This window comes from Wolbachia endosymbiont (group B) of Ischnura elegans (assembly GCF_947251585.1).
GTDB lineage: Bacteria > Pseudomonadota > Alphaproteobacteria > Rickettsiales > Anaplasmataceae > Wolbachia.
The window spans coordinates 1,831,176-1,842,469 of the sequence record NZ_OX366371.1; the positions used below are offsets into that span (position 1 = coordinate 1,831,176).

General features: G+C 33.6%; 10 protein-coding genes, 1 tRNA gene and 4 pseudogenes. 1 reads left to right on the forward strand and 14 read right to left on the reverse strand.

The features are described 5' to 3' along the window. Positions 1 to 20: 20 nt before the first annotated feature. The 13 genes and pseudogenes from ruvC to pheS form a co-directional block, all read right to left on the reverse strand. Positions 21 to 509: a crossover junction endodeoxyribonuclease RuvC gene (ruvC, locus tag OPR58_RS09490; protein WP_265022542.1), complete on the reverse strand. Its 489-nt coding sequence runs from the start codon at positions 507 to 509 to the stop codon at positions 21 to 23. After that, positions 510 to 1,337, reverse strand: a complete 828-nt coding sequence (locus OPR58_RS09495; RefSeq protein WP_265023194.1) for a cytochrome c oxidase subunit 3 — start codon at positions 1,335 to 1,337, stop codon at positions 510 to 512. Positions 1,338 to 1,384: 47 nt separating this feature from the next. Further along, positions 1,385 to 2,044, reverse strand: a complete 660-nt coding sequence (locus OPR58_RS09500; RefSeq protein ID WP_265022543.1) for a TenA family protein — start codon at positions 2,042 to 2,044, stop codon at positions 1,385 to 1,387. Between the two features lie 39 nt (positions 2,045 to 2,083). After that, positions 2,084 to 2,748 (reverse strand): annotated as a pseudogene (locus OPR58_RS09510) (TenA family protein). Positions 2,749 to 2,857: 109 nt separating this feature from the next. Beyond that, positions 2,858 to 4,021 carry a methionine adenosyltransferase gene (metK, locus tag OPR58_RS09515; protein WP_265022546.1) on the reverse strand — a complete coding sequence of 388 codons (1,164 nt, stop codon included), beginning with the start codon at positions 4,019 to 4,021 and terminating at the stop codon, positions 2,858 to 2,860. A gap of 39 nt (positions 4,022 to 4,060) precedes the next feature. Further along, positions 4,061 to 4,137, reverse strand: a tRNA-Ile gene (locus OPR58_RS09520). An 8-nt stretch (positions 4,138 to 4,145) separates the two neighbouring features. After that, positions 4,146 to 4,415 carry a 50S ribosomal protein L27 gene (gene rpmA, locus OPR58_RS09525; protein ID WP_006012184.1) on the reverse strand — a complete coding sequence of 90 codons (270 nt, stop codon included), beginning with the start codon at positions 4,413 to 4,415 and terminating at the stop codon, positions 4,146 to 4,148. A gap of 10 nt (positions 4,416 to 4,425) precedes the next feature. Beyond that, entirely contained in the window at positions 4,426 to 4,728 is a 303-nt protein-coding gene (gene rplU / locus OPR58_RS09530; protein ID WP_007302510.1) for a 50S ribosomal protein L21, read from the reverse strand. A gap of 218 nt (positions 4,729 to 4,946) precedes the next feature. Continuing rightward, a pseudogene (locus tag OPR58_RS09535) lies at positions 4,947 to 5,410 on the reverse strand (P44/Msp2 family outer membrane protein). A 233-nt stretch (positions 5,411 to 5,643) separates the two neighbouring features. Further along, on the reverse strand, positions 5,644 to 6,114 hold the full coding sequence (locus OPR58_RS09540; RefSeq protein ID WP_265022547.1) for a P44/Msp2 family outer membrane protein: 471 nt from the start codon (positions 6,112 to 6,114) through the stop codon (positions 5,644 to 5,646). Between the two features lie 235 nt (positions 6,115 to 6,349). Then, positions 6,350 to 6,908, reverse strand: a pseudogene (locus tag OPR58_RS09545) (hypothetical protein). Between the two features lie 60 nt (positions 6,909 to 6,968). Beyond that, positions 6,969 to 8,204: an NTP transferase domain-containing protein gene (locus OPR58_RS09550; RefSeq protein ID WP_265022549.1), complete on the reverse strand. Its 1,236-nt coding sequence runs from the start codon at positions 8,202 to 8,204 to the stop codon at positions 6,969 to 6,971. Continuing rightward, a complete protein-coding gene (gene pheS, locus OPR58_RS09555) occupies positions 8,205 to 9,248 on the reverse strand; it encodes a phenylalanine--tRNA ligase subunit alpha (protein WP_265022550.1) in 1,044 nt (347 codons plus the stop codon). It lies immediately after the preceding gene. A 457-nt stretch (positions 9,249 to 9,705) separates the two neighbouring features. Between pheS and OPR58_RS09560 the strand changes: the two are divergent. Continuing rightward, a pseudogene (locus OPR58_RS09560) lies at positions 9,706 to 10,260 on the forward strand (IS110 family transposase); the annotation flags it as partial. Positions 10,261 to 10,308: 48 nt separating this feature from the next. Here the strand turns inward: OPR58_RS09560 and OPR58_RS09565 are convergent. Beyond that, a complete protein-coding gene (locus tag OPR58_RS09565; RefSeq protein WP_265022212.1) occupies positions 10,309 to 11,268 on the reverse strand; it encodes an IS5 family transposase in 960 nt (319 codons plus the stop codon). Between the last annotated feature and the right edge of the window lie 26 nt (positions 11,269 to 11,294).

Sequence of the window (11,294 nt, forward strand, 5' to 3'; positions counted from 1 at the left end):
TAAACTGAATTCATGTAAAATTACTCAATCAAACAAGAACTTCTCGTATAAGCATGACAAATTGCTGTAGCAAGAGCGTCAGCAGTATGGTGACATTTTATATTTAAGTTTTTAACTATTTGCTTCACCATAAATATAATCTGATCCTTATCAGCATGGCCATTTCCGGTAATGCTCTTTTTTATATAATTCGCATCATATTCATTCATGAGCAAATCCGTCATTTGTAATACTAAAATTACAATTGCTCTTGCATATCCTAAAGTTAGTGAAGATTTCGGATTCTTATTAACAAAAATTTTTTCTACAGAAGCTTCATTAGGAGAATATAGGGAAATCACTTTTTTTAATTGTTCAAAAATTATATGTAAACGTTCACCTGTACCCAACTTACCATCAGTTGATATGGTACCACCACCCAAAAATTTAATATTATTCTTTTCTTCCAGGCTGATAATGGCCCAACCAGTCTTATTCATCCCTGGATCTAGACCTATTATTTTAATCACTTAATAAAGGCTTAACCAATAAATAAACAAAAATAAAAATATCCAGACTATATCCACGAAGTGCCAATACCAAGAGGCAAACTCAAAGCATAAGTGATCTTGAGGTGTAAATTGATCTTTTCGAGCTCTAAATAAACATACTGATAAAAATATTATCCCTATTATAACATGTACGCAATGAAAACCAGTAATCATGTAAAAGTTGGATGTATAGATAAGTTTCTCTCCTGCCTCTTGTAGAGAAAAACTTGCTTCATGATACTCGAGTGCTTGGACTATTATAAAAAAAACTCCAAGCAATATAGTTATAGACAGCATTTTAATCATGCTCTTTTTATCATTTTCAAGTAAAAAATGATGTGCTGAAGTAATTGTTGTACCAGAAAGTAATAATATTAATGTATTCATGAATGGTAACGACCACGGATCAGGTGGTAAAATTCCTTCAGGGGGCCATTCAACTTTTTTTGTAGGAGAAAATGCTTCAAATAAAAAAACCGGATCAAGCCAGGCTTTAAAGAATGAACAAAAGAATGCTATAAAAAACACAACTTCCGAGAGGATAAATAAGTACATTGCAAGCTTGAGTCCATGTTTTACAATGGCAGTATGGCACTTATCATAAATTGCCTCTCTTATTACATCTCTCCACCAAAAAAACAGTATCCCTGATACTGCAGAGATCCCCAGAACTAAACCAAATATTCCAGAAATTTGTTTATGGAGTGCACCAACTAACCCAAGTGCAAGAACAAGAATTGCTGCTGATATAGCAATTGGCCAGGGACTTGGGTCTACTAAATGAAAATCATGTTCTTTACTTTTCATATCATCTTCAAAAATACGTACCAAGCATACAAATTAGCTTAAAATTGTCAATATTTCTTAGGAAATTGATTAAATCTTGAAAAATTATATGCGCTGTTCCAAAAGTCTAACTCAAATTGTGCAGTTATTTTAAATAATTCAAGCATTCTGGTCCTTTCACTTTCCCTTACTTTGTTACAATACTCGTCAACAATACCTTCCAAAGCAACACATCCAGATTCCATCAAGCTACTGCCAAAAAAATCAAGCCAATCCTTATACCTATTATTTTTTTTAATTTTATTTCTCATACTATTAACAACAACTTTATATATAAAATGGCAAGAGTAGAGAACTGTTACAGCTTCATAAACGTTACTATATGAAGTAGACAAAAGAAAGTTAGTAAAATTGAAACACTCAAGCGACTTTTCTCCACGATTTATGGAATACACAGCAAAGTAGTGGTTGTATAACACTTTCATAATCTCTACTACCCCTTTAGCCACCTCAATAAATGGAACAATGTTGTTACAACTCTCCATTTTTGATGCAATCATTAAAACAGTACGAACATAATCAGCTAAAAAGAGTGCATCTTGTTGTATATAAAATTTGAAGTTTTCTATGTTTAAAGTATTATTTGCTAATTCAACATTGAAAGGATGCTCAATAATATCCTTTAAAAGATTTGACCCATAATAGCTCTTAATTATACCACTGAACATCACATAAATTATAACATAATTTAGTGTTAATACTACAGACTATGCTAGAGAATACATCTCATCCCAAAACATTATTTCTAGCTCTAGACCTCTCTTAAAAAACTCATGCATCCTTCTTTTTTCACAATCTCCAGCTTTCTTATAAAATTTATTCGTAACATTAGTAAACTCATCAATTGCAGCATTCATTGCTTTGCTATTGTAAATATTGACCCATCCTTCGTACTTGCTATTTTTAACCTAATCGGGTGTTAGCTCACTCATCATATTATGTAGAATGATTTGGTATATGTTAAAGCAAGGGTAAGATGCTGATAAAGCTTCAGCAACAGAACTGTGATATGCAGCGCGCATGAAAAGTCAGTAAAGGCAGAACAGGATCTTGATTTTTTGTGATTATCAGATAAATCACAATCTCCAAAATGTTCTTTATATTGCCTCCGAACATCAAATGTTCCTCTTGCCACATTTATTAAGCTGCTCATTATTTCAATGTCATGAACTTTAGCTGCAACAATCAATAAAGCACGAGTACAGTCCACTAAATATAAAAAATCCTGCTGAAGATAAAATTTGAACTTTTCATAATCTAGCGTATTATTCATCAACTCAACATTGAAAGGATGTCCTTTTATTTTTTCAATAAGACCAGATGATTCTTTTATAGCAATATCATAAAATTCTTCTTTTGGTTTGTCGGACATCTTGCAAGCCTCATAAATATTAAAACTAGTATAGTTACTAAAGAGTTACTTACAATTTATAATAAGTTATTATATAAGTATCAAGCTAGAAATAAAAGAGTTTAATAGTTTAAAGAAATTCTCTCTTTTCTTCTATATTAAATTCTTTACAAAAATCAGTAGATAAGTCCACACCTTCCCAAGAAAATCCACCATCACTTTCCGATTCTTTACCAAAATGCCCATAGCAGGCTGTACGTTTATATATAGGATGGTTAAGTGATAAATGTCTTATTATGCCTTTAGTTGATAAATCTATGTTACCTTCAATAAACCCTTTAATCCTCTCTTCATCTATTGTATTCGTGCCAAATGTATCAATGTAAAATGAAGTAGGTTTTGAGACACCAATTGCATAAGAAAGCTGCACAAGACAACGTTCAGCTAAACCTGCAAAGACAATATTTTTAGCAAGGTATCTCGCCATATAAGCTGCGGATCTATCAACTTTTGTTGCATCTTTTCCAGAAAACGCTCCTCCACCGTGTGGAATATAGCCTCCATAAGTATCAACCATAACTTTTCGTCCGGTTAATCCACAATCACCAACTGGTCCACCAATAACAAATCTACCTGTTGGATTGACTAAGAGATTTTCTTTAGGGCACATCCACCCTTCAGGTAAAGATGAAGCTATGTAAGGATAAATTATTTCCTTCACTTTCGATTGACTCAGATCCTCAAGATGCTGTATTGAAACAACAATACTTTCAGCACGCACTGGAAGGTTATTCTCATACGCCAAAGTGATTTGCGATTTTGCATCCGGACCAAGCTTTACCTCTTTGACCATACTCATGATATTTCTCAGAATCGAGTGTGCATAAAAAATGGGTGCTGGCATGAGGCTTTCTGTCTCTATTGTTGCATAGCCATACATTATGCCCTGATCCCCAGCACCTTGATCCACACCTATTGCAATGTCATTTGATTGTTCATGTAGTAATATATTTACTTTCACTGTTTCCCAGTGGAAACCATCATGCTCATAACCAATATCTTTTATTGTATTCCGTACAATACTTTCAATCTTGCTATTTTCAATGTTCGGCCCAAATACTTCCCCAGCTATAATAACATTATCTTTAGTAACTAAAGTCTCTATTGCAGTACGAGAGGAAGAGTCATTAAAAAGGTATTCGTCAAGTATTGCATCTGAAATCTGGTCTGCTACTTTGTCTGGATGACCGGCTGCTACTGATTCACTGGTTACTGAATTCTTATGTAAAACCATCGCTTAGTTACACGATATCAAAACTATTGCAAATTTAAATGGTGGGTCTGGGAAGAGTTGAACCTCCGACCTCACGCTTATCAGGCGTGCGCTCTAACCACCTGAGCTACAGACCCGTATCTATTCAAGCCAAGGCTTGCATATCATCTGTAGGCACAACATCAATAAACGTCTTTTTATTTGCTGATTTTCTAAAACTCACCCAGCCTTTCGTTTTAGCAAAAATCGTATGATCTTTACCCATACCAACATTCTTTCCAGGATGAAATTTTGTACCTCTTTGACGTACAATTATGTTACCTGGAATAACCTCACCATTCTTCTTTATCCCGAGCCGACGCCCTGCCGAATCTCTACCATTACAGGAACTACCACCTGATTTTTTAGTTGCCATATCTTACCTCTTACTTTTGAAGACTAATTTCATTGATACGAAGAACAGTAATATACTGCCTATGACCATTTTTCCTACGGTAATTTTTTCTTCTCTTTTTCTTAAAGATTATAATTTTTTTATCTCTACACTGCTCCAGTACTTCAGCTTTAACAACAGCATTAGATGAACAAGATAAGCCATTGTTTGAAACACAAATCACTTTATTGATTTCCACTTCCTCTTTTTCTTCAGCTTGTAATCTTTCTACTTTAATTATGCTGCCTTTTTTTACTAAATACTGCTTTCCACCAGTTTCGATTACTGCAAACATGACAAATATCAATTATTGTTATTAACACTAATCGTAAATGATGTTACACATACTGTCAATATAAATAAAAACATGAAATACTTCTACCTTTATCTGCTTTTCCTCGTGGAGAGTAGTCAAGTTTTAAAACTTGACTACTCTCAAATTCTCTTAGTCTCATGAAAACTTTACGACGTTAATAAAAACTCAAGCTTTCACTAAAAACATTCAATCGGAGCTTATAAATTAAAACTCATTCCAAGTTCAAACCCATGAGAAAAATTACTGAACTTGTGAAGTTTATAGCCAGCGAAAACATTCGTTCTCTCAGAAAGTGGAAGATTAATACCAGCACCTATCTGGTAGGAAAAAATCCTTCTTGTTTTTGAGACATTGCAATAATGCCTCCTGTGCCAAAAGTAATATAAGGAGTAATATCCGTACTTTCAAATTGATGATGATAATGAAGCTTTGCCATAAGTCCCAACTCTAGTCCAGCAAGGTTATACTGACTATTGAGAATAGGTTTAACTACAGAACCAACCGAAATTTTAACACTATCTGTATAGTGATAACCAAGATCATAATTAACACCAAGATTGCCATATGACGACGAAGTATAGATTCTATCTCTAATCCAATCAACTCCAAAAGACGGTGCTGACAGAGAACAGCAGACTACTAAAGTAAGTAATTTTTTCATTTTTACCCTCTAACCATGAATATACTCATATATACTCACAGAAAAGTTAAAATTACATAACTTACATAATAAAATCGGAATCACTTTCTTAGCTACTTGCCTTTCTCTTGCAATTACCAAACTTTTCTCTTTCACATTCTATTACCTACTGCAATCATCATTTTAGCCTATATCACTTGCTTTTTTTCAACAAAAATTCAAACCAGACTTCACTAAAAACATTCAATCGGAGCTTACAAATTAAAACTCATTCCAAATTCAACCCCATGCGAAAGTTCATGAAACTTCTGCAGCTTGTAGCCAGCAAAAACACTTGTTCTCTCAGAAAGTGGAAGATTAATACCAGAACCTATTTGATAAGAAAAAAATTCTTCTACGTCTGGCCCTTGATTTTCTGAAAGAGGAATTTTAGCAACTCCTCCTACACCAAAAGTAACATAAGGAGTAATATCTGTATTTTCAAATTTATAATGATAATGAAGCTTTGTCATAAGTCCCGCGTCTAAAATCCCTTCACTCATAACAAGTTTAACTGCAGGACCAAATGAAATTTTAATGCTATCTGTACAATGATAGCCAAGATCATAATTAATACCAAGCATACCATACGACGAAGAGGTGTAGGTTCTATCTCTAATCCAATCAACTCCAAAAGACGGTGCTGACAAAGAACAGCAAGCCAACAAAGTAAGTAACTTTTTCATTTTTATCCTCCAAAGATTAATATATGCATATACAAGCATATAAATATTAAAAATAGTATAAATTGCAAGTAAAAAATTGGAATTATTTTATTTTTTTTGTTATTTGTCTTTCTCTTGCAATTGCAAATTGGCATATCTTTCACTATCTGCTGCAATCATCATTTGAGTCTACATCACTTACTTTCACTTCAATATAATTTCCCACTAGCCTTTACTAAAAATATTCAATCAGAGTTTATAAATTAAAACTCACTCCTAGCTCAATTCCATGGAAAATTTTATGAAACCTTTGCAATTTGTAGCCAGCAAAAACACTTGTTCTTTCAGAAAGTGGAAGATTAATACCAGAACCTATTTGATAAGAAAAATTCATCATTGACTACAGCTTTGAAAGCCTCTCCAAGTAGAGCACTTATGTTTTCACCTATACTATCAGCTCTACCTACATTAGGTTTAGCCTTCATTGTACGCACTATAACAGCACCAACACCAGCAGTAATATAAGGAGTAATACCCGTATTTTCAAATTTATGATGATAATGAAGCTTTGCCATAAGCCCCACCACTGCTCCAAATTCTTCATCAAGAGTAGGTTTGATTAGAGAATTAATAATAGGTTTGATTACATAGCCAACTGAAATTTTAACGCTATCTGTATAGTGAAAACCAACGTCATAATTAACACCAAGTCGGCTATATGACAAAGAAGTATAAATTCTATCTTTAATCCAATCAACTCCAAAAGATGGTACTGAAAGAGAACAACAAACCAACAAGGTAAATAATTTTTTCATTTTTATCTAAGATCTCAGCATATGCATATATAAGCATAACCATCAAGAAAAAAATTGGAATTATTTTATTTTTTTAGTTACTTGCCTTTCTCTTGCAATTGCAAGACTTCCCTTTGGCACATCTTTCACTATAACGCTACCTGCTGCAATGACAGAGTCATCATGCACATTAAGCGGTGCAATTAATGAACTATTGGCACCAATAAAACAATTGCTTCCAATATTTGTTTTACGTTTCTTTTTACCATCATAATTACAAACAACAGTACCTGCACCTATGTTACTCCCCTGCCCTACCTGAGTATTTCCTATATAACTTAAATGCTTTATCTTAGTATTTATACCTATATCACTTGCTTTTGTTTCAACAAAATTACCTATGATTGCACCATCACCTATTGTTGTATTTTCACATTTGGCAAATGGACCAACCCTAACACCAGATCCTATTTTTACTCCAGGACCAAAAAAAACGTATGGGTAAACAATCGAATCCATACCAATTTGCGTATCAAGAGAGAAGAAAACAGTTTCTGGAGCAACAAGCGTTACTCCAGAGTTAGTGAAAAACTTTCTTTTTTCTTCTTGAAAGTAAAACTCGGCCGTTGCAAGGTCATTCCTATTATTTATGCCAGTTGCCTCCTCCTCATCAGCAATAACATAGCCGACATTTAAATTACTCTTTACTGCAATGGCAACGATATCGGTCAAGTAATATTCATGAGCTTGGTTATTACACTCTATTTTCTCCACCAATTCACGTAGATTCTTTTCACGTGCAACCATTATTCCGGCATTAGCAAGAAATTCCTCATCATTATTTCTACCATTTTGTGCTTCTACGATTTCTCTTAGGGAACCGTTCTCAATAATTAGTCTACCGTATCCTTTATTATTAGTTTTAAACCCAAGACAAACTAAAGCATTGCTCTCTCCTAAGCAGCTTATCATTTTAGTTATTGTGCTGCTTTTTATTAGTGGAGTATCCCCATACTGCACAACAACTATATCTGACAATTCTTTCAGGTTTCTCATTGCAATTTTGACTGCATCCCCTGTACCGAGCGTTGACTCTTGTGTAATTAGTTTTATACCCTCAAAGCATTTCAGCCTTTGAGTTAAAGGCAAATCGACTACAATAACTATTTTTTCAGGATTCAGCTGCTTTGCATTGTAAATGACATGCTCAAGCATGGAGAAATTACCTATTTTGTGCAGAACCTTAGGCAAGCTTGAATTCATTCGTTTACCATGCCCAGCAGCAAGTACAACAAATGTATAAGCTTTGTTTGTCACTTATCTTAAAGACAAAAAATGAAAACCATAATGGTTGAGCCAACTAACTCTATTGTCGTAAAAGCTCCTTAGATCACTAATTTGATATTTCAGCATTGCTAGCCTTTCTATACCAATCCCAAATGCAAAGCCACTGTATTTAGTATGGTCTATTCCAACATTTTTAAAGACATTTGGATGCACCATACCACATCCAAGTACTTCAATCCATTTACTACCTTTATAACTTATGTCCACTTCTGCAGAAGGCTCAGTAAAAGGAAAAAAACTATTACGAAAGCGTATTTTTAGACCTTTATCTCCGAAAAATTTACTAAGGAAGCGATGAATAGTAAATTTTAATTGGCCCATATTGACATTTTCATTAACATAAAGCCCTTCTATCTGATGAAACATAGGAGTGTGAGTTGCATCAAAGTCATTTCTGTATACCCTGCCTGCAGCTACTATTTTAATTGGAAAAGTTTTTGTCTTTTTCATGGTTCTAATCTGCACAGATGAGGTATGAGTGCGCAGCACCATTCTTTTATCGTTTATTTTATTCTTTAAGTAGAAGGTATCTTGCTCCTCTCGCGCAGGATGATGACTTGGAGTATTTAGCGCATCAAACACGTGAAATTCATCTTCAATATCAGGACCATCAACTGCTTTGAAGCCCATATGTGCAAAAATGAGCTTTACTTCACTTATAACTTTGCTCAGTGGATGAATCTTGCCAATTCTTTCTGGTCTGACAGGCAGTGTGATATCAACTGCTTCATTTTGCAGTTTTAACTTAACTTCTTTATCTTTTAGTTCATTTTCTTTGCTTGTTATAAGCTGGTCTATCTTATTGCGTAAAACATTAATCACTGCACCTAGGTCGCGTTTTTCTCCTGCATCATCTATATTCTTTAAGTCATCGAAATAAGCCTTTATTAGACCCTTTCTCCCCAAGTATGACAACCTAACTTTTTCTAAATCTTGCAAAGAAGCAGCATTTTCAATCTCAGAAACTGCCTTATCTTCAAGTAAAGGTATTTCACTTATTAGCTCTTTGTTCACCTTAAAAACGCTAGCTTAAACTTTCATTATAGTGAAATCTTTAATATCATCAATAAAACTATTCGCATAAAAAGTTGTCATCAGAGTAGCTGATCTCTATGATGGTATCATTAAAATTGCCCCTATCCGAGTGTTTCCTTCTTCTGTCATTCCAGTGCTCCGACACTGGGATTTAGGAATTTTATTAAGTTGGTAAGCATAAAAGTAGCCGTTTTATGTTAAAATACAACGTTTTGATGATCATGAAAAAACTGGATTGTATATTAAATCAAAGCCGCAAGGCTATAATGAGCAAGGAGTGATACTGTCAATTGGATTGATTGATAGAAATCGTAGGCATCTCAGTACACTCCTTGCTTTAAAAAATGGAGTACGAACGGTAGGGGGATCAAAAAGATCGAATCACAATCCTGTACAACATTTACATTATTATTTGATTATATTTATAGGTACAAAAATGGCTAGAACAGTTTTCATTGGTATTGATGTTTCAAAAGAAACACTTGATATCTCAATTAACAATAAACATCAGCGTATAGAAAATGTAGAAAGAGCTATATCTGAGTTTATAAAGTCAAAAATAGTTAACGTATTTGTTAGGTTATGTGTAGTAGAATCAACAGGTGGTTATGAAAAACTTGTCATAAAGTTGTTACGGGAATATAACATAGCTGTTCACAGAGCTCACCCAAATCGGGTATATGCATTTGCAAAAGCCTGCAACCACTTTGCAAAAACAGATAAATTAGATGCAAAATTACTAGAAAAATATGCTGAATTTATCACAAAAAATGACGAAGTAATAGAATACATAGTTTCACAAAAGCAAGAAGAACTAAAAGAGCTAAGAGCAATTGAGCGCAATCTAAACGATGAAGTTCACGCAAATAAGTGTCGTTTGCATAAGGTTACAGGAAAAGCCAGGGAATATATAGAAAAACAGATAGAATTTGCAAAAAAACAATTAGAGCAAGTTAGGCAAGACATAGAAGATATAATAAACTCTGATCCAGAATGGCTTTGTTGCATAGCACTGATAGGCATGTAAATCACAATGAACTTACGCAGCTAATTTAAATTTAGCCATACCAATATCAGTAAATTTGTTCAGTAAGTAGCACTTAATTAACAGCTCTTTTTCACGATTTACCTCTGATTTATTTTTCAAGCCAAACCCAAATATTTGCTTCAACCTATAGAAAAAGACTTCAATATAAGACCGTGCTCCATACTTAACTTTTTTCTTCCATTCATTAATACCATCTTCATAATTCTCATATGACCTAATTCTACTAATATACTTGTTTCTTTCTGATAAGTAGTCAGCTAAACAAATTTTAGTATCCTTCCTAGGGCGAATAATAGGCACAATATTGTATTTTCTGCATTCTTTATACACACTTTTTATATCATAAGCCGCATCTGCTCGAATAGAACAAATGTTATATTTATCACTGACTTCTTCTAACATATCGCAGACCGGCAAATAGTCTACAGCAACACCACTAGTGTAGTTCATGCTTATTGCTTTCTTATCATTTATGTTTAAAATAACATGTAATTTTCTTACTTGACCATAACCACTGTATTTTCTTTTTCGAATATTAAGCTTACTATGCCCACCGTTATTATTGTAGATACTAACTCTAGTGCTATCTACGGCAATTTCAACATTTTCCAGATCATCTTTATTGCTTCTATGGTCATCAATCTTCAAATTAAGCTTTTTAAATCTTCTGGAAGCTTGTGTATAGCTGATAATCTTAAGTTTTTTGCCTATTTGTACCATATAACCTTTTACAAAACCTACAGCTTGTCTCAAGCCAATTCTAAAAAGATGAACTATTATGTGTATTAAAATTACAACTTTATCACTATAAGTGTTATTGCCACCTGCAACTTTTGGACTATTTTCATACCAATTTTCTATGGCTTGATTAACAAAATGAAAAACATTTCCTCTTTTTTTTAGAAACTCATTATATTCTCTTTGGTTACTTACTCTCATTTTTTGTGGCATAAGTTATACTTGTTTGAAAAATGCCT